Source organism: Achromobacter anxifer, assembly GCF_903652925.1.
Taxonomy (GTDB): Bacteria; Pseudomonadota; Gammaproteobacteria; order Burkholderiales; family Burkholderiaceae_B; genus Achromobacter; species Achromobacter anxifer.
Map to the genome: position 1 here is coordinate 1 of NZ_CAHLAR010000015.1, position 22374 is coordinate 22374.

The 22374-nt window shown below is 63.8% G+C and carries 20 protein-coding genes; 11 read left to right on the forward strand and 9 right to left on the reverse strand.

Features of this window, described 5'->3' with window-relative positions; translation table 11 throughout:
• Together HWY37_RS30845 and HWY37_RS30850 are read right to left on the reverse strand one after the other, a co-directional pair.
• A partial coding sequence (locus HWY37_RS30845; RefSeq protein ID WP_176090553.1) for a peptidylprolyl isomerase occupies positions 1-1053 on the reverse strand: 1053 nt, incomplete at its 3' end.
• A complete protein-coding gene (locus tag HWY37_RS30850) occupies positions 1050-3446 on the reverse strand; it encodes an LPS-assembly protein LptD (RefSeq protein WP_176090554.1) in 2397 nt (798 codons plus the stop codon). The genes HWY37_RS30850 and HWY37_RS30845, both read right to left, overlap by 4 nt.
• A 169-nt stretch (positions 3447-3615) precedes the next feature.
• Here HWY37_RS30850 and HWY37_RS30855 point away from each other — a divergent pair, with 169 nt between their 5' ends.
• The 6 genes from HWY37_RS30855 to HWY37_RS30880 all read left to right on the forward strand — a co-directional run bounded on the left by HWY37_RS30855 (position 3616) and on the right by HWY37_RS30880 (position 8604).
• A complete protein-coding gene (locus HWY37_RS30855; protein ID WP_176090555.1) occupies positions 3616-4656 on the forward strand; it encodes an aminoglycoside phosphotransferase family protein in 1041 nt (346 codons plus the stop codon).
• Positions 4656-5342 (forward strand): N-acetylmuramate alpha-1-phosphate uridylyltransferase MurU, encoded by a 687-nt coding sequence (gene murU / locus HWY37_RS30860; RefSeq protein WP_176090556.1) that lies wholly within the window; start codon positions 4656-4658, stop codon positions 5340-5342. Before HWY37_RS30855 ends, murU begins: the two co-directional genes overlap by 1 nt.
• A 138-nt stretch (positions 5343-5480) precedes the next feature.
• A complete protein-coding gene (locus HWY37_RS30865; protein WP_176090557.1) occupies positions 5481-6179 on the forward strand; it encodes a DUF6776 family protein in 699 nt (232 codons plus the stop codon).
• Positions 6180-6302: 123 nt separating this feature from the next.
• Positions 6303-7928 carry an FAD-dependent monooxygenase gene (locus HWY37_RS30870; RefSeq protein ID WP_176090558.1) on the forward strand — a complete coding sequence of 542 codons (1626 nt, stop codon included), beginning with the start codon at positions 6303-6305 and terminating at the stop codon, positions 7926-7928.
• A complete protein-coding gene (locus tag HWY37_RS30875) occupies positions 7925-8152 on the forward strand; it encodes a hypothetical protein (protein WP_176090559.1) in 228 nt (75 codons plus the stop codon). The genes HWY37_RS30870 and HWY37_RS30875 overlap by 4 nt, the downstream gene beginning before the upstream one ends.
• A complete protein-coding gene (locus HWY37_RS30880) occupies positions 8149-8604 on the forward strand; it encodes a MarR family winged helix-turn-helix transcriptional regulator (protein ID WP_176090560.1) in 456 nt (151 codons plus the stop codon). The genes HWY37_RS30875 and HWY37_RS30880 overlap by 4 nt, the downstream gene beginning before the upstream one ends.
• Positions 8605-8655: 51 nt before the next feature.
• Here the strand turns inward: HWY37_RS30880 and HWY37_RS30885 are convergent, their stop codons facing one another.
• The 6 genes from HWY37_RS30885 to HWY37_RS30910 form a co-directional block, all read right to left on the reverse strand.
• A complete protein-coding gene (locus HWY37_RS30885; RefSeq protein WP_176090561.1) occupies positions 8656-8976 on the reverse strand; it encodes a 4a-hydroxytetrahydrobiopterin dehydratase in 321 nt (106 codons plus the stop codon).
• Between the two features lie 69 nt (positions 8977-9045).
• Positions 9046-9696 (reverse strand): YiaD family glycine zipper/OmpA-like lipoprotein, encoded by a 651-nt coding sequence (locus HWY37_RS30890; protein WP_176090562.1) that lies wholly within the window; start codon positions 9694-9696, stop codon positions 9046-9048.
• A 209-nt stretch (positions 9697-9905) separates the two neighbouring features.
• Positions 9906-11219 carry an MFS transporter gene (locus HWY37_RS30895; protein WP_246302457.1) on the reverse strand — a complete coding sequence of 438 codons (1314 nt, stop codon included), beginning with the start codon at positions 11217-11219 and terminating at the stop codon, positions 9906-9908.
• A 49-nt stretch (positions 11220-11268) separates the two neighbouring features.
• A complete protein-coding gene (gene argE, locus HWY37_RS30900) occupies positions 11269-12447 on the reverse strand; it encodes an acetylornithine deacetylase (protein WP_175209666.1) in 1179 nt (392 codons plus the stop codon).
• A gap of 36 nt (positions 12448-12483) precedes the next feature.
• Positions 12484-13686, reverse strand: coding sequence for a pyridoxal phosphate-dependent aminotransferase (locus HWY37_RS30905; RefSeq protein ID WP_175209667.1), 1203 nt, complete (start codon positions 13684-13686; stop codon positions 12484-12486).
• A 43-nt stretch (positions 13687-13729) separates the two neighbouring features.
• Positions 13730-14524, reverse strand: a complete 795-nt coding sequence (locus HWY37_RS30910; protein ID WP_175209668.1) for an HpcH/HpaI aldolase family protein — start codon at positions 14522-14524, stop codon at positions 13730-13732.
• A gap of 166 nt (positions 14525-14690) precedes the next feature.
• Between HWY37_RS30910 and HWY37_RS30915 the strand changes: the two genes are divergently transcribed.
• On the forward strand, positions 14691-15170 hold the full coding sequence (locus HWY37_RS30915) for an Lrp/AsnC family transcriptional regulator (protein WP_118932644.1): 480 nt from the start codon (positions 14691-14693) through the stop codon (positions 15168-15170).
• 36 nt (positions 15171-15206) lie between these two features.
• Here the strand turns inward: HWY37_RS30915 and HWY37_RS30920 are convergent, their stop codons facing one another.
• Entirely contained in the window at positions 15207-15863 is a 657-nt protein-coding gene (locus tag HWY37_RS30920) for an HAD family hydrolase (RefSeq protein ID WP_175209669.1), read from the reverse strand.
• A 518-nt stretch (positions 15864-16381) separates the two neighbouring features.
• Between HWY37_RS30920 and HWY37_RS30925 the strand changes: the two genes are divergently transcribed.
• From HWY37_RS30925 to HWY37_RS30940, 4 genes are all read left to right on the forward strand, one after another.
• Complete coding sequence (locus HWY37_RS30925) at positions 16382-16672, forward strand: helix-turn-helix transcriptional regulator (protein WP_176090607.1); 291 nt, start codon at positions 16382-16384, stop codon at positions 16670-16672.
• A gap of 550 nt (positions 16673-17222) precedes the next feature.
• Positions 17223-18143 carry a DUF4007 family protein gene (locus tag HWY37_RS30930; protein ID WP_176090563.1) on the forward strand — a complete coding sequence of 307 codons (921 nt, stop codon included), beginning with the start codon at positions 17223-17225 and terminating at the stop codon, positions 18141-18143.
• Positions 18136-21471 (forward strand): ATP-binding protein, encoded by a 3336-nt coding sequence (locus HWY37_RS30935; protein ID WP_176090564.1) that lies wholly within the window; start codon positions 18136-18138, stop codon positions 21469-21471. Before HWY37_RS30930 ends, HWY37_RS30935 begins: the two co-directional genes overlap by 8 nt.
• Positions 21464-22306, forward strand: a complete 843-nt coding sequence (locus HWY37_RS30940) for a phosphoadenosine phosphosulfate reductase family protein (protein ID WP_176090565.1) — start codon at positions 21464-21466, stop codon at positions 22304-22306. Before HWY37_RS30935 ends, HWY37_RS30940 begins: the two co-directional genes overlap by 8 nt.
• Positions 22307-22374: the final 68 nt, after the last annotated feature.

The following is a 22374-nucleotide window of genomic DNA, read 5'->3' on the forward strand; positions in this document are numbered from 1 at the left end:
AGGCGCCGGCGCGCGGGCCGTGCGGGCGGGCGCGGGCTGGGCCGTGCCGCGATCCATCACCTTGATGATGTGGAAGCCGTTGCCGCTCTGGATCAGGCCGCTGACCTGGCCCTTCTGCAGATTGCTGACGGCCTGCACGAACAGGTCGGGCCAGCCGTCCAGCGGACGCACACCCATGACGCCGCCCTGCAGCGCTTCCGGGCCATCGGACGCCGCGGCGGCCAGGCTGGCGAAATCGTCGCCGCGCTTGGCTTGCGCCAGCAGGCCTTCGGCCTTCTTGCGCAGCGCGGCCAACTGGTCGGGCGACGCGCCTTCCGGCACGCGCACCAGGATCTGGGCCAGGGCGTAAAGCATGGGGCCGGAGGGCGCGGCGGCCTGCTCCGGCGCGGGTTCCGGCTGGGCCTGCGGCTGCGGGGCCGCTTGCGGCGCGGCGCCGAACGCCGGGTTGCGGCGCTGGTCCTTCAGGAAGGCGTCGACTTCCGCGTCCGAGATGACGATGGTCGAGTCCACCGCGCGCTGGCGCAGGCGATCCGTGCGGATCTCTTCGCGCAGCGACTTGCGGTAGGCGTCCCAGTGCGTGCCGGATTTTTCGATTTCCTGGCGCAACTGCGCCACGGTGATCTTGTTGCGGCTGGCGATGGTCTGGATGGCCTGGTCGACTTGCGCGTCGTCCACGCGGATGCCCATCCGGTCGGCTTCGTGGCGCTGCACGCGCTCCATGATCAGGCGTTGCAGCACCTGATGCTGCAGAGTCTGGTCGTCCGGCACCTGGATGCCGCGCGACTTCAGTTCGCCCGTAATGCGCTGGGTCGCCTCGCGCAGCTCGCGCAGCGTGATCACGTCCTTGTCCACGATCGCGGCGATGCCGTCGACGAACTGTTCGCGCTGCGGCGCGGGCGCGGCGCTCTTCTGCGCGGGGGTGTTGGCCTTGGCGCCCGTATTCGCGCCCTTGCCGCCCTGCTCGGCCGCGTGGGCGACGGGCAAGCCGGCGCAAACGGCCAACAGCAGCGCATTGCCGGAGAGGCGGCGCAAAGAGTGCAACCTACGCATCATTCATACCTTTCAAATGTGGTCCCGGTCGGTACAGGCGGCGTGATGCGCGAGTAGCCGGGGATACTTCTGTTCAGCAGGTTCATCGGATCCGTGCCCAGGGCGCCCAGACCGGTCAGCTCAAGCTGGAAGAACAGTGCCGAGTTGGCGTCCGTGGCCGAAACCGCGTAGCGCTGGTAGACCATGCGGCCCACCCAGCAACAATCGCCCTTGTATTCCAGGCCGGCGATGGCCTGGGTCACGCGCGGACCATCCATCGTGTTGGCAATCGTGCTGGAGGGACCGGAACGCAAAGAGTAGTCCACCCGCCCGACGCCGTACCAGCGCTTGCTGAACGGCCATTGGACGGCCAAGCTGACCTGGTTCTGGCCTTGCGGCTGGTAGTAGACGCCAGGCTGAGGGTCGCGCTGATAGCGATAGGACAGGGCCACCGTGGTCAAACGTTGCGGAGACCAGCGCGCGCTGACCAGGCCGCGCGACCAGTTGTTGTCATAGGGGTTGTACTGTGCGGCGACCTCGGTGCTGAGCGTGTCGGTCAGGGCCGCACTGGCGCCCACCAGGAAATCAGAACGCACGTTCTCTCGCGGCGTTTCGCCGGGCAGCGTGACCTTCTGGTCCTCGAAATACAGCCGCTGTGCCACAGCCAGCGACAAGCGCTCGAAGCCGGTATTGGCGTCCAGCCAACGCGTCGTCAACGCCGCAGTCAGCTGGTTGGCGTTCGCGATTCGATCCCAGCCGCCGCTATAGATGTTTTCCTCGAACGCCTGCGAAAAGCTGAAATCGGCCAGGGATGTGTCGTAGACCGGCAGCTTGGACTGATTGCGGTACGGCACGTACAGGTAATACAGGCGCGGCTCCAGGGTCTGCGTGGAAGCCTTGCCGAACAACGTCGTGTCACGTTCGAAGATCAGGCCGGAATCCAGCGACATGATCGGCACCGTACGCGATTGCGACTGCGGATAACCGTAGGAAGTGCCCGCATTCGGGGTGCCCGCGTTGAGGCCCAGCCAGTCGGCGCCATACCAGTTGGTCTGGTACTGGGTGTAGTTCACCCCAGCCTTCGGAACGATGAACCAGCCGGGACGGACGATCGGATAGGAAACCGTCGGGTACGTCTGCAGGCGATCGCCTTGCGGGCCGGTGCGCACGCCCTCCATCAAGGGTTTTTTGAAGCGCACCGCGGTCGATGTCCAATCGACGTCGAATCCGCCCCAGTCGTAGCGCGCGCCACGCAGGAACAGTTCAGGTTCCTTGTCGTATGGCGGCGACAACGGCGCGTCTGGATCCTGCAGCGTCTGGTACTTATAGACCTGGGCGTAAGCGCTCCAGTAGTTGGAAGCCCAGCCCACTCGCGCGCGTTGCGGCAAATAGGTCGTGGAAGCCTGATTCAACCCCAGCTGGGAAATATCGCGGAAATAGTTATCGTCCGAAACCTTGGCGAAATCCCAATCCGCGTAGAACCCATGGGAAAACGTCTGCTGGTGGCGCCACCAGTACAACCAGCGATCAGTGCCGGTAATGTTGTCGTTGGGCAGGTAGGTGCCATTCATGTCACCCGCGTAGCCATTGCCGAGATAACGGAACTCGCCACCCAGCTGCAGACCGCGCTTGGAAAAATAGCGCGGCTGTATGGTCATGTCGTAGTTCGGCGCCAGGTTCAGGTAATACGGAATCGAAAAATCGAAACCGCCCTGACTGGTCGTGCCGTAAGTCGGCATCAGGAAGCCCGACTTGCGTTCCTTCTTGACCGGGAAGGTCATGTAGGGCGACGCCAGGATGGGCACGTCCTTGAAGTACAGCACGCCGCTGCGCGCCACGCCTTCGTTCTCGTCGAAGTCGATGTCGACGGTCTTGGCCTTGATGTACCAGGACGGCGTCTCGCACGAGCAGCCGCTATATGTCACCGTTTGCAGCCGCATCTGCGACCGGCTGAAGATGTCCGCGTGCTCGGCGACCGCGAAGCCGCCATTGGCGCCCATCCAGAAATTGGGTTTTTCGATCTCGCCCGAAGACTTGTCGACGTTGAACTTGGCGCTAGGCCCAACCACCAGGGTGCCGTCGCGCATCATGCGCGCGCTGCCCTGGACGTCGACTGCGCCCGTGTCCTTGCGGTAGTTGATGCGATCGCCCTTGATTACGCTGTCAATGCGGCGCACCTGCGCGTTGCCCGTCAGGGTCAGGTCGGAATCGGGATCGCCGTCTATGGTGTCCGCCTCCATGAAGGCGGGAATGCTGTCGTCCGGCAGGCGGTGGATCCGCAGGCCCGGCGACGTGCGCAACACGGGAGTCGCCGAGGTCGACGACGCGGCGGGGACGCTGCCCTGGCTACCTTGGGCCTGCACGGCTCCGGCGGCGACACTGACAGCAGAGAGGATCAACCATCGAACCTTGCGCACGAGTGAAAACAGCCCTTTATGACGATGGTGGGAACGCGACACCGGCACCCACGAAGGGCCAATGCTAACGGAAACGAGCCGGTATTATAGAGAAGCCGCGCCATAGGCCCAGACTTATGTGCTCGGAATACAAATTTCAGCAATTTTGCCTTTCTGACACGGATCTTCCTTGAAAAACGATCACGACCCCCGCCTGGAGCAGATCCGCAACTGGTTGGGCGGCCTGCCCGCCGCCCTGAATCTGGCCGTTGACACGCTGCGCCCGGCGTCCGCCGATGCCAGTTTCCGCCGCTACTTCAGGCTGGATGCCGGCGAGCGTACCCTGATAGTCATGGACGCCCCGCCCGCCCACGAAGACTGCCGCCCGTTTCTCCATGTGGACCGCCTGCTGGCGGATGTCGGCCTGAACGTGCCGGCCGTGCTGGCGCAGGATCTGGAGCAAGGCCTGCTGCTGCTGTCCGACCTGGGCGAACAGACCTATTACCAGCGCATCCAGGCCGGCTTGTCCGACGGCGAACTGCAGACGCTGTACCGCGAGGCGCTGGCCGCGCTGGTCCGCCTGCAAACGGCGTCCACCGCCGGCCTGGGCACCTACGACACGGCCCGCCTGGCCGACGAGCTCAAGCTGTTCCCCGAATGGTTCGTGCGCAAGCACCACGGCGTCGAGCTGGACGGCAAGACCGCGAACGCCCTGGACAAGATCTTCGCGCTGCTGTCGGCAAGCAACGGCGGCCAGGCCCAGGTGCTGGTGCACCGTGATTACCACTCGCCCAACCTGATGGTCTGCGACCGGCCGCAGTACGGCCCCAATCCCGGCATCATCGACTTCCAGGACGCGCTGGCCGGCCCCATCACCTACGACCTGGCCTCGCTGGTGACCGACGCCCGCACCACCTGGGAAGAGCCGCAGCAGCTGGACTGGGCCATCCGCTACTGGGAAATGGCGCGCGCCGCCGGCCTGCCGGTGGACGCGGATTTCGCCGAGTTCCACCGCGCCTATGAATGGATGGGGCTGCAGCGCAACCTGCGCATCCTGGGCGTGTTCGCCCGCCTCCACCACCGCGACGGCAAGGCCCACTATCAGGCCCACATGCCGCGCGTCAGCGGCTACGTCCGCCAGGTGGCCCAGCGCTACGGCGTTTTCGCGCCCCTGCTGCGCCTGCTGGACAAGCTCGAGAACCGCCAGGTCAGCGTCGGGTACACGTTCTGATGCGGGCCATGATCCTCGCGGCGGGCCGCGGCGAACGCATGCGCCCCCTGACCGACCGCCTGCCCAAGCCCCTGCTGTCCGTGGGCGGCCAGCCGCTGATCGTCTGGCATCTGCGGCGGCTGGCGGCCGCCGGCATCCGCGACATCGTCATCAACCATGCCTGGCTGGGCCACGAGATCGTGCGCGCGCTGGGCGACGGCGGCGCGTTCGGCGTGCGGATCCGTTATTCGGCGGAAGAAACCGCGCTGGAGACCGCCGGCGGCATCGCCCAGGCGCTGCCCCTGCTGGGCGACGAACCCTTCCTGGTCGTCAATGGCGACGTCTGGTGCGACTGGGACCCAGCCGCGGCCCCCGATCTGGCTCGCGGCCTGGCCGGCGGCGGCGCCTGGCTGCTGCTGGTCGACAATCCGCCCCAGCATCCGGCCGGCGATTTCCGCCTGGAGGCCGACGGCGGCATCCACGCCCAGGGCGAACCGCGTTTGACCTTTGCGGGCATCGGCGTCTACCATCCCTCGTTGTTCGCCGACGTCCCCCGGGGCGCGGCGGCGCCCCTGGCGCCCTTGCTGCGGCAGGCCATGGCCCGCGGCCTGGTGCGCGGCGCGCGCCACATGGGCAAATGGACGGATGTCGGCACGCCGCAGCGGCTGGCGGACCTGGACGCCGAACTCAACGGCATGGCCCGCTGAAGTCCACATATTTCACAATATCAAGGTGCGCAACCAGGATTTTCCGCGCACCCAACGGCCCCGGCTAACGGGGTATTCTCTAGCGCTTTGGCCCGCGCGCGGGCAGGCAAACATACAGGAAGTTTTCTAGGAATGGGGATGTTCGGAAGATCGCAACGGGCTGTGTTCAAGCCCTCCGTGTACCAGCCCGGCCAACGCACGCGCCGCATGCCGCGCTGGCTGGTCCTGCTGCTGGTGGGCATCGCCCTGGGCGCCGGCGGCGTGCTCTTCCTGCAGACCAACTACGGCCCGCAGCGCCTGACGGTGGAGCAGTCCGAGCAACTGCACAGCGAGCTCAGCACGGCCAACCTGGAACGCCAGCGCCTGCAAAGCCAGCTGGAAGAAGCCACCCAGCAGCGCGACGCCAACAAGTCCGGCCATGAAAAGCTGACCACCGACCTGGCCGATGCCCGCAGCAAGATCGACACGCTGAACAAGGAACTGGTGCTGTTCCAGGACGCCATGCCCGCCGACCCGCGCGGCGGCAACCTGGGCATCCGCTCCGCCACCTTCAAGCGCGCGCCCGGCCTGCTGGACTATCAGGTGCTGGTCATGCGCGAGGACCGCCAGGGCGCGCCGTTCAAGGGCACGCTGACCTTCTCCATCGACGGTACCTACCCGAATGGCCGCGCCGCCACCGTCACGCCCGAAGGCCCAGCCCTGAACGTGGACCGCTACGACTACGCGCTGGGCCAGCTGAAACTGCCCGACGGCTTCACCGCCAAGGTCGTGGTCCTGCGCGTGCTGGACGGCGCGCAAAAGCAGCAAGCCATGCGCATCTACTACGTGCGCAACTGACAGGCACGCAGCCGAGAAAACCCGCCCCGATCCGGCGGGTTTTTTTTCGCCCTGCGAATATGGTTGCGCACACAACCTTCCGGGAATATAGTTGCGTACACAACCAATATACAAGGAGACAGCATGCCTCTCCCCGCGCACGTTCCCGTCCTCATAGCCGGCGGCGGCCCCGTCGGCCTGACGCTGGCCGCCCTGCTGGCCGAATACGGCATCGCCTCCCTGACGCTGGAAGCCGACGACGACTATTGCAGCGGCAGCCGCGCCATCTGCATTTCGCGGCGCTCGCAGGAAATCATGGGCTGGGTCGGCGCCGACCGCCCGCTGACCGCCACCGGCCTGGCCTGGAGCGGCGGCCGCAGCTACTTCCGGGACCGCGAAGTCCTGCACTTCGAGATGCCGCAAGACCCGCTGCAACGCTATGCGCCCATGGTCAACATCCAGCAGTACGCGGTCGAGGAATACGCCCATCAGGCCATGCAGCGGCATCCGGACCTGGCTGCGTTGCGCTGGTCGGCGCGGCTTGCCGGCCTGCGCGCGGACGCCGGCGGCGTCACGGTCGAGGTGGATGCCGACGGCGGCCGCCAGACCGTGCGCGCCGACTGGCTGATCGCCTGCGACGGCGGCCGCAGCGCCGTGCGCGAAGCCATGGGCCTGAAGCTGGAAGGCATGCAATACGAAGGGCGCTACGTCATCGTCGACATCGAACAGGAATCCAGCCGCCCGGTGGAACGCCTGGCCTGGTTCGATCCGCCATCCAACCCCGGCTCCACCCTGCTCATGCACCGGCAGCCCGGCAATGTATGGCGGGTGGACTACCAGATCCGCGACGACGAAGACCCCGAAGAGGCCGTCAAGCCGGAGAACGTGCTGCCGCGCGTGCAAAGCCATCTGGACATGATCGGCGAGACCGCGCCCTGGAAGGCGCTGTGGATCTCCATCTACAACGCCAAATGCCTGACGCTGGACAGCTACCGCCACGGCCGCGTGCTGTTCGCCGGCGACGCCGCCCACCTGGTGCCGATCTTCGGCGTGCGCGGCCTGAACTCGGGCCTGGACGACGCCGGCAACCTGGCCTGGAAACTGGCCTGGGTGCTGAAGGGCCAGGCTCCCGACAGCCTGCTGGACAGCTACAGCTTCGAGCGCGTCCACGCCACCCGGCAGAACCTCGCCTATGGCGCCAAGAGCACCGAATTCATGGCCCCGCCGGACTTCGGTTTCCGCCTGATGCGCGAAGCCGCGCTGCGCCTGGCCCTGTCCGACGAGCGAGTGCGCCCGCTGATCAACCCGCGGCAGTCCGCGCCCATTTCGTACGACGCCTCCGCGCTGAACCTGGAGGACGGCGCGCCGCGGGCCGGCGCCGCCGCCGCGCCCGGCCAGCCCGCGCCCGAAGCGCTGCTGCAGGATGGCGATGCGCCGCTGCACCTCAGCGCCTGCTTCGGCGCCGGCTTCGTGGCGCTGGCGCTCGAACCCGGCGCCCGACTGGCCGCGGAACTGGAGGCGCTGGCCGCCGCCACCCATGATTCGCCCCATCCGCTGCGCCTGCTGCGAACCGGCGCCGGTGCGCTGGAGGACACACACGGACAACTGCGCCAGCGCTACGGAGCCGAACCCGGCACCGTCTACCTGCTGCGGCCGGACGGCTACGTGCTGGGCCGCTGGAGCACGCCCGCTGCCACCACCCTGATCGCCGCCCTCACGCCCTATTACCCCTTGATATCCCGGAGCGTCCGGAAGGAAGGCCAAGCATGAACAACGATGAACTGGACCAGGCCTATGCCGCCATGGCGCAGGCCCTGACGCGCGTCGGCGAACAACAGGCGCCGCTGTTCCTGTCGATCCTGAGCCTGTCGCTATTGGCCCGGCTGACGGACGCGCGCGATGCGGCCGCGCTGCTGGCGCAGGCGGAAACCGCCTGTCGCGCAGGAGGCCCTCTGGCACACTATCCCGCCCCCGCTCCCGCCCAGCCGACGTGAACCCGCCCGCCCTCGAACGATTCCTGACCTACCGCCTGCACGTGCTCAACAAGATCACGGACAGGGACACGAATCGCGCCTATCTGGCGGACTGCGGCATTCCGTTGGGCGAAGCGCGCTGCCTGGCGGCCATCGGCCGCTACGCGCCCTTGTCCGTCAACGACCTGGCGCGCGCCGCCAATCTGAACAAGGGCCAGGCCAGCCGCTCGGCGCAGGCGCTGGTGGAACGCGGCCTGGTCGCGAAAACCCTGTCCGCGTCTGATGGCCGCGGCGTGGTGCTGGCCCCCACCCCGGCGGGCCTGGAGCAATACCAGCGCGTCATCGACCTGATCGCCCGCCGCAACGAGGAAATCTTCGGCTGCCTGGACGCCGATGAGCAGCGCCTGCTGGGCGACATGCTGGACCGCGTCATCGGCCATCTGCAGCCGGACGCGGACGGCGCGGAAGACTAGCGCCGGGTCGGGCTGCAAAACGCGCAGCCCTAACCCTGGCGCTGGCCCGCCTCAGGCTTTGGGCGCGGTGGCGCCCAGCTGCGCCGCGGCCTCGTCCATGAACTGCGCCATGCGCACGTCCAGCTCGGTCACGCCGCCGGCGTCATGGGTGGTCAGCGTCACGTCCACGCGGTTGTAGACGTTGGTCCATTCGGGATGATGGTTCAGCTTTTCCGCGAACATGGCCACGCGCGCCATGAAGCCGAACGCCGCATTGAAATTGGGAAAGCGGAAGCGCTTCTCGATGGCGTCGCGCATCGCCACCGCCTGCCAGCCTGACAAGGCGGCCACGGCGGTATCGGTGCCGACGCGGGCGGGAGGAAACATGCTCATGACGGACTCCAAAAAAAAGAAGCGGCGGCGCGTCGCGCCAGCCGCTTCGGATACTGGGCTGGCCCAGGCTTACTGCTGCTGCACCGCGTACAGGTAGATCTCCACCCGGCGGTTCAGCGCGCGGCCTTCGGGGGTCGCATTGTCGCCGATGGGATCGTTCGGCCCGCGGCCCTCGACCGTCAGCCGGTTGGCGGCGACGCCCTGCTTGCCGAGGTAGTCGGTCACGCTCTTGGCCCGGTTGACCGATAGCGTCTGGTTGTGCGCCAGCGCGCCCGTGCTGTCCGTGTGGCCAACGACCTTGGCCCGCAGCTCGGGATGCTGGTTGAGCGAACGCGCCACGCTGTCCAACACCGGCAGCAAAGCGGGCTTGAGCTGCGTCTTGTCGGTGTCGAAGGAAACGCCGCTGGGAATGTTGACCTTCAGGCTGCCGTCCGGCATTTCGACCACGTCGATGCCGAGCGACGACGCGCCCGATTTCTGCACGTCTTCCTTGACGACCTTCCAGTTGTAGCCGACCAGGCCGCCCGCCACCGCGCCGATACCCGCGCCTATGGCGGCGCCCTTGCCGTTGCCGATCAAGGCGCCCAGGCCTGCGCCGATCGCGGCGCCGGCGCCCGTGCCCACGGCGGTATTGGTCTGCTGCTGCGTGGCGCAACCCGCCAGCAAAGCTCCCGATGCCGCGACCACGGCGATCCGGTTGAGTATTGTTCTTGAGTTCATGGAAACCTCCACTAATCCCGTCGGTGCGCCGGATGATTCCGGCCAAACCATGCTAGCAAGCGCGGGACGGGAGGCTGGCAACATTTTGTACTATCGGCAAAACCGCGGGGATAGCGCCATATTTGCGCCGGACCGGCAGTCCGGCCGCGGCGCAACAATGGGCAATATTCCAGCCGCCGGCCCCCGTCACGGAGGCCGGCGCCCTGAGGCTAGCGCTGCTGGAACGTGCGCCGCGCGACGTTCAGCGACACCAGGGCCATGAGCGCGATGGCCAGCAGGTAGTAGCTGGGCGACAGCTTGGAATCGGTGGTCGCGATCAGCCAGGTCAGGATGAACGGCGCGAAGCCGCCGAAGATCGTCACCGCGATGTTGTAGCCCAGTGACAGGCCGGTGGTGCGCACCTGCACCGGGAAGATGGCGGACATCAGCGCCGGCATGGGCGCGAAATAGGCGGTCGCCAACACGCCCAGGATGACCTGCACGATCATCAGGACGCCCACGCTCGGATACGACACCAGCAGGTAGAACAGCGGATAGCACAGCACCGCGGTCAACAGCGCCGCCGCCGTCATGATGCGTGCCGGACCGATGCGGTCCGCCAGCGAACCGATGAAGGGCGAGCCCACCGTCATGATGACGCCCGTGACCAGCGTCGCCAGAAAGCCGATGGTCGGCGGCAGGCCCAGCTGGCGGATCGAATACGTGGGCATGTACAGGGCCAGGTAGTTGCCCACCGAACCCAGCGCCACGAAGCCCACGGTCACCAGCAGGCGCAGCTTCTGGCCCGCGAACATGTCGCTCAGCGGCGAGGCCGACGCTTCCGCCGCGCTGAACTCGGGTGTTTCATCCATGTGATGGCGGATGTAGTAGCCCACCGGCGCGATCAGCAGGCCGAAGACGAAGGGAATGCGCCAGCCCCAGCTCTCCAGCTGCGCCTCGGTCAGCGAGGCATTGAGCACCGCACCGAACAGCGCCGCGAGCAGGATCGCCGCGCCCTGGCTGGCGACCTGCCAGCTCGCGTAATAGGCGCGGCGGTCCGGCGCATACTCGATCAGGAACGCCGTCGCGCTGCCGAACTCGCCGCCGGCCGAAAAGCCCTGGATCAGCCGCGCCAGCAGGATGATGACCGACGCCGCGACGCCGATCTGCGCGTGCGTGGGCACCAGCACGATGATCAGCGTGCCCAGCATCATCAGGAAGATGGACACCGTCAACGCCGCCTTGCGTCCGGCGCGGTCGGCATAGCTGCCCAGCACGATCGCGCCCAGCGGCCGCATCAGGAAGGACACGCCGAACGTAGCCAGCGCCAGCAGCAGCGAGGAGCTCTCGCTGGCGGACGGAAAGTAGAGTTTGGCGATGATCAGCGCGAACGTGCCGTACGCGATCATGTCGAACCATTCAAGCGCATTGCCAATGGAAGCCGCGATCACCGCGCGCCGCGCCTGGGCGCGCCGGTCGCCGGCTGGCGACGCCTTGTTGCGGGCGGCGGCCGCCCCATTCCATGTCTTCTCCGAATAAGCCATTTTTCCCTCTGTTTTTTTAAAAATTAACTATCGATCAACGCATCGTCAGTCAGGCCATCGCAAGATGGCCCGACAGCTTTTCCATGAACTGTTCGCACAGGCTGATCTGCGACAGCGCGACGTACTCGTCCGGCCGGTGCGCCTGCTGCAGGTTGCCCGGGCCGCAGATGACGGCGGTCATGCCGGCGCGCTGGAACAGGCCAGCCTCGGTGCAGTAGGCCACCTTCTCGGTGCCGCGCGCGCCGGTCAGCGCCTGCGCCAGCCGCGCGATCTCGGCGGTCGCCGCGGTATCGAAACCCGGCACCTCGGCCAGCGCTTCTAGTTCGATATCGGCTTGTGGATTCTCTGCCTTGATGCGGTCGCGCAGTTCGCCGGTGATGTAGCGGCGCAGGCCGCCGATCACGTCTGGCGCCAGCACGCCCGGGATGGTGCGGAATTCGAACTCGAACTGGCAGCGGTCCGGAATCGTGTTGACGGACAGGCCGCCCGAGATCGTGCCGGTGTTCGCGGTGGTGTACGGCACCTCGAAATCGTGATCGAAGGGCCCGTCCTGGCGATGGCCGTCCGCCATGTCGCGGATATGGCAGATCGCCCGCGCCGCATACTCGATCGCGTTGACGCCGCGCGGCGTCAACGATGAATGCGCGGCATGGCCGTGCACGGTGCAACGGTACAGATTGCTGCTCTTGTGCGCGGAGATGACGCGCATCTCGGTGGGTTCGCCCACGATGCAGCTGTCGGGCCGGATGTCCAGCTTCGCCAGCTCGCGCAGCATGGCATCCGCGCCCAGGCAGCCGACCTCCTCGTCATAGCTCAGCGCCAGATGCAGCGGCACGCGCAGCCGCCGCGACGTGAACGACGGCAGCATCGCCAGCGCCACGCCGATGAAGCCCTTCATGTCACAGGTGCCGCGGCCGTACAGGCGGCCGTCGCGCACTTCGGGCGCGAACGGATCGCTGCTCCAGGCCTGGCCATCCACCGGCACGACGTCGGTATGGCCGGACAGCACCACCCCGCCCTGCGTGCCGCCGTCATAGGCAGGCACGGTCACGAAGAGATTGGCCTTCTTGCCGTCGGCGTTGTAGATGAGCCTGGGCGCCAGCCCGGCCGCGGCCAGGTGGTCGCGCACCGTTTCGATCAGGCCCAGGTTGGACAGGCGGCTGGTGGTGTCAAAGCGCACCAGCCGTTCTATCCATTCCAGGGAGCGGGGAAGCTCGGATGTGTTCATGGGTCGTACCCCAGTGGTCAGGTTTGGCGCGGCCGTTCAGGCGGTCTTGCCCCGGCTCGCCGCCAGAAAACGCGCCAGTCTATCCACTCCCTCATCCAGACGGTCGTGCGCGCTGGCGTAGCACCAGCGCAGATAGCCCTCGCCCTCGGGCCCGAAAGCCGTTCCCGGCGCCAGGCCCAGCCCGCCGCGCACGACCAGGTCCTTGCAGAAGGCCAGGCTGTCGGACACGCCGTCGATGCGGAAAAAGGTGTACATCGCCCCCGGCGCCGCGCCGGCCAGTTCGACGCCCGGCACCTGCTCCAGCCGCGACGCCAGGTGGTCTCGCGCCAGCCGCAGCCGCGCCACGGTGCGCGCGATGACCGGCTCGCCCTGCTCCAGCGCGCACAGCGCGGCGGATTGCACGAAGCCTGGCGTGCAGGTGTTGCTGTACTCGATCAGCTTGCCGATTTCCGGCAGCAGGCCGCGCGGCACCACCACCCAGCCGACGCGCCAGCCCGTCATCAGCCAGGCCTTGGAAAACGAATTGCAGCTGACCACGCGGTCGTCCGGAGCGGCGATGTCCAGGAAGGTGGGGGCCACGGCGCCTTCGTAGTAATAGCGTTCGTAGACATCGTCGGCGATGATCCAGATGCCGTGCTTGCGGCAGTGCTCCAGCACGATGCGCTGCTGTTCCGCGCTCATCACCCAGCCCGTCGGATTGTTCGGCGAGTTCACCAGCAGCGCCCGCACGTCCGGCGTCAGCGCCGCCAGCAAGGCATCCAGGTCCAGGCGCCAGCCGCTCTCCGAGAACGACAGCGGCACGGTCGTCACGCTCGCCCCCAGCACCTTGGGCATTTCCACCAGGTTGGGCCACAGGGGTGTCACAGCCACCACGTGATCGCCCGCGCCCACGATGGCCTGCACCGCGGTCATCAGCGCCGACGTGCCCGAACTGGTCACCGCGATGTTGTCCACCTCGCGCCGGTCATGCAGGCCGCTGACGTAGGCCGCCAGGCGCTCGCGCAGCGCGGGCACGCCCAGGGTCTGCACATAGAACGTCTGCCCCGAGGCGATGTGGGCGATGGCCGCGTCGCGGAACGCGGGCGGGGTCTGCTCGTCGGGCTCGCCGAACCAGAACGGCAGCACATCGGCGCGGCCCATGCCTGCATTGGCGACCTCGCGGATCTGCGACGAACGCAAAGTCTGCACGCTGGCGCGCGCCGTCGAGCTGAAGCCGCCGGAAGATACTGCTGTATTCATGCCTGTTCCTGTCGTACCAGATGAAAGTGATCGCGCCGCCGGCTCAGCGGCATGCCGCGTCGAACTGCGCGCGCGCCTGGCGCGCGCCCCGGGCCAGCCAGGCCACATCGGAATGCAGGGCAATGAATTGCACGCCCAGCTTGCGGTAGCGCGCCGCTTCCTCGGGATCGTTGGCGAAGATGCCGACCGCCTTGCCCGCCGCCTTGCCGGCCGCGATCACGCGGTCGACGGCCTCGCGGACTTCGACGTGAGTCATGTCGCCCAAACGGCCGAGACTGGCCGCCAAGTCGGCCGTGCCCACGAACAGGCAGTCCGCTCCCGGCAGCGCGGCGATGGCTTCGACGTTGCGCACCGCCTGCGCCGACTCGATCTGCAGGATCGCGCAGGCCTGTTCATTGGCCAGCTTGACGTAGGTGGGGTCCTGTCCGTACATGCCCGCCCGCACCAGGCCGGCCACGCCGCGCACGCCGCCGTTACCTTCCGACGGGAAACGCATCGAGGCGATGGCGCGGCGAGCGTCCTCGGCCGTGTCGATGTTCGGGAAGATGACCGTCCGGGCGCCGCAATCCATGGCGCGCTTGACCAGCGCCGCATCGTTCACCGTCACCCGCACGACCGGATACGCGGTGGCGCCATGCGCGCGCGCCGAGTCGATCGCTTGCAGTTGCGCCGTCAGGCTCGCCACATCATTGGGCGCATGCTCCATGTCCACGACCAGCCAGTCGAAGCCGCAATGCGCAATCGCCTCGGCCACTGCCGGGCTCGCCAGGGTCAGCCAGCACCCCTCGGTAGGCTCCAGGGCCAGCAGCGCCTTGCGTACCGGATTCGAATCTCTCATGTCTGCTCCATATGTGATCAAACGGGGAGCATTCCTGGTGCCGACGCCCCCTCTAACAGCCAAACAAAGATACCGGAGCGGATCGGCGAAGATTTCCGATTTTTCGACGCGAATGTGTAATATTTTGGATTGAAATTAGCGAAACTCTCTACTCATTGGAAGAATCGTGCAAAGCAAGAATTTCGACCCCACCGACCTGCAAATCCTGGCCGCCCTGCAGGCCGACGGACGCCTGTCCAGCGCCGACCTGGCCGAGCGCGTATCGCTCACGCCCTCCCCCTGCTGGCGGCGCGTCAAGCGCCTGGAAGACGAAGGCGTAATCCGGGGTTACCGGGCCGAGGTCGACGTCAAGAAGCTCGGCTTCGGCGTGACGGCGTTCGTCTGGATTTCCCTGGACATGAAGGGCGCTGAACACGTCAAGGCGTTCGAGGACGCCGTCAGGCAGGTACCGGAAGTGCTCTCCTGCCACTGCGTCTCGGGCCGCTACGACCACCAGTTGACGGTCATCGCCCGCGACCTCGACGCCTTCGGCGATCTGGCGCGCTACGTGCTGGGCGCGCTGCCGGGCGTGAAGGAGGTCTACACCTCGTTCGTGCTGAAGGAGGTCAAGGGGCTGGGGGATGCGATTTCCTTGCCAGCCGCTTGAGGCGGGGACTGGCGGGTTGCGCGGCGGGGCTTGCCGTCAGGCGGCGTTGAATCGCTCCAGCCACGGCAACGCCGCTTCCAGCCGCGGGGACTCCAGCTCCGGCCGCGCCGCGCCTTCCGGCAGAACCAGTCCCACCCGGTTGTGCCAATACGTGCGCAGGCCCACCTTGCTGGTGCCGAACATGTCGTAGCCCGAGCCTGCGATGAACGCGGCCTGCGAAGGCAGCACCTGCAACTGCGCCAATGCCAGCTCATAGGGCCGCGGGTCGGGTTTGTAGAAACCCGCCTCCTCCGACGTCACCACCACATCCCAATCCACGCCCAGCAGATTGGCGGCACGCCGCCCCAGGCGGGCAGAACAGTTGGTGACCACGGCCAGACGGCAATGCGGCCGCAGGGCCTGCAGCAATTCGCGAGCGCCATCCCACGCGGGCAGCTCGTCCCAGCCCGCCTCCAGCGCGTCCGGCGCCGACGCGGGCAAACCGACCGCGGACGCGGCCTCCTGCACCAGGCGCTCATACGGTTGATAGGCGCCGCAACCATAGGTGCGCCGCAAGTATTCCGCGCGCCACGCCCGCCCGGCGGCCTCGGAACCGGCGGCGCGATTCCATACCGTCCAGGAATCGAGCAAGGCGGTAAGCAGGTCGAACAGCACGGCCTGGGGATAGGCGGGTATGGCAGCGGGACTGGACATGCGTGGCTCTCTCGGTTGGAAACGAGTCCACTATAGAGACCATCGAGGCCGCTGTGATTCAGCGGACGTTTACCCAGTGTTAAGGCGCGGCTTAAGCAAACTGGCGAGGTTGTCGGCGTTACGGGTTCATGTCCCGGACGGGTCCATGTTTTCTGCGAAATGTGTTCCCGCCGACCGGAAAAACAAAAGGCCGTTGACGATCATCGTCAACGGCCTTTGAAATTCTGGTGGGCTGTGAGTGGCTCGAACACTCGACCTACGGATTAAGAGTCCGTTTTAAGGGTGTTTTGCCAGGGGCAGACCAACATGAATATCTAGAAAAATCATGAGCTTAGCTTACCAGAGCTTACCGCGACCTAACGCACTTTACTGCGGTCAGTGCGTTAAAAGTGCGGTCAACCTCGATGGCGCCGACGCGGATTGTACGACTTAGCGGAGGGTACTGATAGGCGGCCATGACTACCCTTCCCTGTCTATACTTTTTGCTGGCATGTGCCAGTGCCTTCGCGAAAGTAAAGATGGAAAAGCTTTTAACCTCCGATCAGCTGGCCGCCGTCCTGGGCTTGTCTGTGCAGACCTTGTACAACCGGCGTACTCGCGGAGAACCGCTACCGCCCTGCGTTAAAGTGGGCAGACTTCTGCGCTATGAACAAGCGGAGGTGCATGCTTGGCTGGCATCTCAGCGCGAAGCGCAGCATGTCCGAAAAGTGGTACTCGCCACACCTGAGCAAACAGCCCCGCCACAGGTTGCACGCCGACGTGGACGGCCGACCAAGGCTGAACAAATTCGACGACGGCAGCTGGCATAGCACGACTAGACGTCTCGCTGCCAAGTAGTTACAGCTCTGTCCTCGTTCTCCGAACTAGTCAGTCATTGGGCTACGCGTGTTTACCCATTGAAAGGCCCCCTCTCCCTGCGGCCGACCGAGTTGGGGACGCCGCCTTACTAGTTTTGATCTGGGGCCGTCCGCACCTGATCGAGGGGTGTCCCGGCTATGCGACGCCGCCAATCTGCCCCTTTTTACCAGCCGCAACCAAGCTGGCTTCGCGAAAAGATCGCTAATAGTTCTTCCACCCGCCAATTTGCACCTCGTAATGTCGATGCCGCTCCTAATCTCGCCGTGGCGACCAACGACAACTCCATCCCTGACGAGTTCGGCTCCCCTGCCTGCTAAATATCTGCGCTCTTTTGGTGGGTTACCGGCAGCAGGGCAGCACTCAGTGGCTTGCCAGGAATCCCCACTCAGGCAGTGCACAAGGTCGAAGATTGCCACCGACAACCTACTGTGGTTATATACAGTCTAGCTATCATGGACGAACTGGTGGAAACCACCAGTTCAAGGTAGACTTGTAAGAACCATGACAAATTCCACGTCTCTTCCCCCGCGCGGGACATCCGTTCATTTCTCAGGCCACGAAACGTTTCCTTTGCGGCAAATGTGGCTGAAAAAACTATTCGAGCAGGCCGACGGGGGTCGAATTAAGAAATCTGCATTAACAGACGCTAAGGCGATCGCAGAATTCGGGGTTGGAAAAAACATGGTGGCATCGATCCGCCATTGGGCCTTGGCTTGCGGCGTTATGGTCGAGGACGGGGACAGCTTTCGGATTCGAAATATAGCAAAGGAAATATTGATGGATGGGGGACTAGACCCCTATGCAGAAAGCCCGTCGACATCGTGGCTCGCTCACTGGCAATTGGCCGGTTATGGAGCTCGGTCCACAACTTGGTATTGGCTGTTTAACCGCGTAACAGCACCGACTTTCACCCGCATCGAGCTTGAAGAGCCGTTAGCTCTCTATGCGCGCCAACGCGACCCGAAGCATAGGCTGTCAAGCTCCACTATCTCACGCGATTTGGAGACTTGTCTTCGAAGCTACGCGCCGCGCGTCGCCGGAGGGTCCCCTGAAGATTTCGCCGAGCCCCTCTTAGGCGAGTTGGGGCTGCTGCAAGAGGTTCACAAGGGGCAATACGCTTTCCGTCGTGGCCCCAAAACCTCTTTGCACGACGGAGTTTTTGCCTATGCGCTTGTTGACTATTGGAATCGCACCGCAGCAGGGCAAAGCTCATTAGCCTTCGAAACGATTGCCTATGGAGAAGGGGCGCCTGGGCGCGTTTTTAAACTTGACGAGGAATCGATCGCTCAACGTTTGATTTCTCTCTCGGACTTTACAAAACGAAAGCTCGAATGGACGGACTCAGCTGGCCTACGCCAAGTCCATCGCAAGGAACTTTCGAAGAACGATATTAAAGATTTGATTAGGCGGGCCTATGACTAACGAAAAACAACAGGCTCTTTCAGACATCGTCCAGATTTCCCGTCAATATCAGCGATCGATTCGCGTCGATGCTGACATCGGCCGCGCGGACGCATTCTCCGGATATATCTGCCATGCAACCGCAGCAGCGGTACTGGATGGCATGTCCAAGCAAATCACCAATACCAATCAGCGCTGCTTCACTTGGACGGGACCTTTTGGAGGCGGCAAAAGCTCTCTAGCAGTCACGCTGGCAAGCGCCCTACACCCCGACAAGAGCCTCCGCGACAAAGCCCGTCGGGCGCTTCAACTCGGTTCGCACCCCTCTTTCGATCAAGCGTTCCCCGTCCGGAAAGGGTGGTTAATCGTTCCGGCCGTTGGTCGCCGTGGAAGCATCATCACGGAGCTTCATGCGTCCCTTCGCCGCGCACAAGGCAAGAACGTCGATAGTCGCAGCAAGCCTAACGCTCAAACGCTGATCACTGATCTCCTTGAGGAAGCCAAGAGCCGTCCGCATGATGGCACTCTGGTAATTATTGACGAGATGGGTAAGTTCTTGGAAGCATCTGCTCTGGGCTCCGGAGACGATGTGTACTTCTTCCAAGAACTCGCTGAAGCAGCCGCGCGATCCGAAGGAAGACTCGTAGTGATTGGGGTACTCCACCAATCCTTTGCCCAATATGCGACTCGCTTGGGGATCGATACCCGTGACGACTGGGCCAAAGTTCAAGGTCGATACGTCGACTTGCCATTCGTAGCCGCAAGCGACGAAGTTGTCGAGCTAATCGGTCGTGCAATCGAATCAGAAAATCGCCCGCCTTGGATGCGAGAAGCATCAGAGAAAATAGCCGAAGCCATTCGCTCACGTCGCCCTGCCGTCGGGAAAAACTTTGCTGCCAGCCTAGAACTCTGCTGGCCGCTGCACCCTGCCATGGCCGCCCTGTTAGGTCCGATCTCCAAGCGACAGTTCGGTCAGAACGAGCGCAGTACCTTTGGTTTCCTCTCGTCGGTAGAGCCGCATGGCTTCCGATCCTATCTGAACTCGACGCTCAAAAGTGAAGCAACCTGGTATCGCCCGAGCGATTACTGGGACTACCTCCGCTCCAACCTGGAGCCGGCGATTCTTGCCTCGCCCGATGGGCACCGATGGTCGCAAGCCGTCGAGGCAGTAGAACGTGCCGAAGCAAAAACTGGCGACGCCTTGCTTGTTGCGATGCTCAAGAGCATCGCGGTAATAGATCTATTCCGTAATGGGTCCGGTTTAGCGGCCGAGGAAGCTGTAATCCAGTCGCTCTTCTACCCCCGACCGCTTTCCGAGATCCAAGCGGCGCTGAAAAAGCTCAGTACGCTCAAGGTGGCGCTCTTCAAGAGCTATACTGGCGCCTGGTCGGTGTTCGAAGGCAGCGACTTCGACATTGATGCCGCCATAGCCCAAGCACTGGCGGCATCGCCTGGCATAGATTACTCACGACTGTCCCAACTCATGGGGCTTCATCCCGTCGTGGCCAAACGTCATTATCACGAAACGGGCTCGATGCGCTGGATGGAGCTATCACTGTGCAGCATCGAACACGCCGAGAAGATAGCCGCAAGCTTTCAGCCAAAGAAAGGTGAGTTTGGAACCTTCATCCTGGCACTTCCTGACAAGGGCATGAGCCTTAGGGCTGCCAGCCTTCGAGCGGCGGCATGCTCGACGGTCCGACCGTGGCCGGTGATTGTAGGCATCCCCACCAATAATGTTCGCATTGCTGATCTTTCAGCGGAGCTAGTGGCTCTCGAGCAGGTTAAGGATCGCGACGAGCTTTCTGGAGATCCTGTCGCTCGCCGAGAGGTCCACGCACGTCTCGCCGCAACTCGGGCTGATCTAGAGGATCAACTACAGGCTGCGGTGTCTCGTGCAAAGTGGCATAAAGGTGAGCATCAGATTGTTGAACCTGGAGAAAAGCTCTCTCCAGAAGCCTCCATGCTGGCCGATGAATTGTTCTGCCGTTCTGCCCCGGTTTGGAGCGAGCTGGTCAACCGCGACAGCATTTCCAGCAACAGCGTGAAGGCTCGGCGGGATCTGCTACACGCGATGATTAGCGCGGAGGGTCAGGAAGCATTGGGGTTTGAAGGTTTTCCTGCTGAGCGTGGCCTCTACGAGACGTTACTCCGGCACACAGAGCTACATCGCCTAGACAGTTCTGGCGCGTGGAGATGTCTGCCGCCCGGCGATGGATTTGCCACAAAGTTCGAACCACTATGGGACGCCACACGCGCTCTTTTCTCTAACGCTGATATGCGTGTCGGCGCTCACGAGATCTATACGTTGTGGAGTGGGCCTCCATTCGGCATGAAGCGGGGCATCCAGCCCGTAATACTCACAGCATTTCTGCTGGCACACAAAGCCAACATCGCCGTCTACAAAGACGGAATGTTTGTACCGAGGCTTACCGACTTCGAAATCGACGAATGCCTGCAAGATCCTGACCGTTTTTCGCTGCGCTGGGTGGCCATCGACGAAGACAAGAACCGAATCCTCAATGGCATCTCGACCCTTTTGGCTGAGATTGGTGAAACAGCTGGCGCCGCCGACCCGCTTGAAGCTGCTCGGGGCCTTGTTGCTATGGTCTTCAATCTGCCTGAATGGGCTCGACGGACCTCCAGGTTGGGGCAAACCGCTAAAGACCTGCGCGACATGCTCTTGAAGGCTAGCGATCCCCACAAGGTCTTGTTCGTTGATCTTGCATCATTATTGGGTGCTACTGATGGCGACACCTACGTAGCCGCCCTACGCGCGCCCTTGCAAGAGCTCTCACATGCGTACGGCAAGATGTTGGCAGAAGTCGCGACAAAGATGTTCGATGCTCTCGACGCCAGCCGAGATGACCTGAAAGCACTGAGAGAACGAGCACAATCTGTTGCGGGCATCTCAGGCGATCTGCAATTGGACGGATTTGCGACCCGCCTGGCCAACTTCGACGGATCGAGAGCTTCGTTGGAAGGAATCCTTAGCCTCGCAGCCGAACGGCCCCCTCGTGACTGGGTAGATCGGCACATTGACGCAGCAATTCTGGAACTGACTAAGCTTGCTCGCCGCTTCCGAGAAGCAGAGGCATTCGTGGCTGTCCAGGGACGCAAGGCACACAGCGAAGCCATTGCTGTCGTCATCGGAACTGGCGCTAGCACTCGGGCGGTGTCTCGTTCATTCGCGATCTCGGACCGGTATCGTGAAACCGTGGAGAGAAAGGCCGGCGAGATTACTTCAATGCTCGAAGGCGAAGGCCTAGAAGCCGACGTTTTGCTAGCCATTCTTGCAAAAGTCGGTATGAAACTGGCTTCGGTGAATAGCGGGGACGCCAATGGCTGAAAAACACGTTTTAGGAATTTCTGGTGGAAAGGATAGCGCAGCACTGGCGATCTATATGCGCGAGCACCACCCGGAACTCGACATCGACTACTTCTTCACCGATACCGGCGAAGAGCTACCAGAAGTCTACGAGTTTCTTGGAAAACTTGAAGGCCGACTTGGCAAGCCGATCCTTCGCCTGAATCCAGGCCGAGACTTTCGTTTCTGGCTACGCCAATACAACCATTTCCTTCCAAATCCAAACACTCGGTGGTGCACCCGGAAACTAAAGCTCGCTCCATTTGAGAACTGGGTAAGGCCGATGCTAGCTGCTGGTGACACTGTAACGTCCTATGTGGCCATCCGTGCCGATGAGGACTACCGGGAGGGATACTCAGCGAAAGCTGACAACCTATTCGTAAAGCTTCCCTTCCGCGAGGCCGGCATCGACAAGGCCGGAGTCATCGACATCTTGGAGAATTCCGGCGTCGGCTACCCCAAGTATTACGAATGGAGATCGCGCAGCGGATGCACCTTCTGCTTCTTCCAGCAGAAGATCGAATGGGTACGCCTGCGAGAGCGGCATCCCGAAACATATGAGGCCGCCAAGGCCCTTGAAAAGGACGCCTTGGAGCACGGATCTCCCTTCACCTGGTCCAAGGGCGAATCGCTCTCCGACATGGAACAGCCAGAACGCGTCGCGGAAATTCAAGCCGAATACGGCATCCGCCGCGCGCGCATGCTCAAAGCCATTCCCATCAATCCGCTGCGACCTGTGAAGGCCAGCCCGGACGATATCGACGACATCTACGGAGTCGACGAGGGCAACGGCTCCTGCGCCGTTTGCCACAAATGACGAACCGGCGACGGCATCGAGCCCTGAGCGCAGACGGCCATCCCTGGATTCAAGTGTTCACTCCACGC

Excerpts from the sequence above, each read along its gene's own strand:
- HWY37_RS30895 (WP_246302457.1), bottom strand. The coding sequence starts at position 11,219 with ATGGCTTATTCGGAGAAGACATGGAATGGGGCGGCCGCCGCCCGCAAC.
- HWY37_RS30870 (WP_176090558.1), top strand. The coding sequence starts at position 6,303 with ATGCCTCTCCCCGCGCACGTTCCCGTCCTCATAGCCGGCGGCGGCCCC.
- HWY37_RS30875 (WP_176090559.1), top strand. The coding sequence starts at position 7,925 with ATGAACAACGATGAACTGGACCAGGCCTATGCCGCCATGGCGCAGGCC.
- HWY37_RS30865 (WP_176090557.1), top strand. The coding sequence starts at position 5,481 with ATGTTCGGAAGATCGCAACGGGCTGTGTTCAAGCCCTCCGTGTACCAG.
- HWY37_RS30935 (WP_176090564.1), top strand. The coding sequence starts at position 18,136 with ATGACTAACGAAAAACAACAGGCTCTTTCAGACATCGTCCAGATTTCC.
- HWY37_RS30905 (WP_175209667.1), bottom strand. The coding sequence starts at position 13,686 with ATGAATACAGCAGTATCTTCCGGCGGCTTCAGCTCGACGGCGCGCGCC.
- HWY37_RS30940 (WP_176090565.1), top strand. The coding sequence starts at position 21,464 with ATGGCTGAAAAACACGTTTTAGGAATTTCTGGTGGAAAGGATAGCGCA.
- argE (WP_175209666.1), bottom strand. The coding sequence starts at position 12,447 with ATGAACACATCCGAGCTTCCCCGCTCCCTGGAATGGATAGAACGGCTG.
- HWY37_RS30885 (WP_176090561.1), bottom strand. The coding sequence starts at position 8,976 with ATGAGCATGTTTCCTCCCGCCCGCGTCGGCACCGATACCGCCGTGGCC.
- HWY37_RS30910 (WP_175209668.1), bottom strand. The coding sequence starts at position 14,524 with ATGAGAGATTCGAATCCGGTACGCAAGGCGCTGCTGGCCCTGGAGCCT.
- HWY37_RS30925 (WP_176090607.1), top strand. The coding sequence starts at position 16,382 with ATGGAAAAGCTTTTAACCTCCGATCAGCTGGCCGCCGTCCTGGGCTTG.
- HWY37_RS30890 (WP_176090562.1), bottom strand. The coding sequence starts at position 9,696 with ATGAACTCAAGAACAATACTCAACCGGATCGCCGTGGTCGCGGCATCG.
- murU (WP_176090556.1), top strand. The coding sequence starts at position 4,656 with ATGCGGGCCATGATCCTCGCGGCGGGCCGCGGCGAACGCATGCGCCCC.
- HWY37_RS30920 (WP_175209669.1), bottom strand. The coding sequence starts at position 15,863 with ATGTCCAGTCCCGCTGCCATACCCGCCTATCCCCAGGCCGTGCTGTTC.
- HWY37_RS30930 (WP_176090563.1), top strand. The coding sequence starts at position 17,223 with ATGACAAATTCCACGTCTCTTCCCCCGCGCGGGACATCCGTTCATTTC.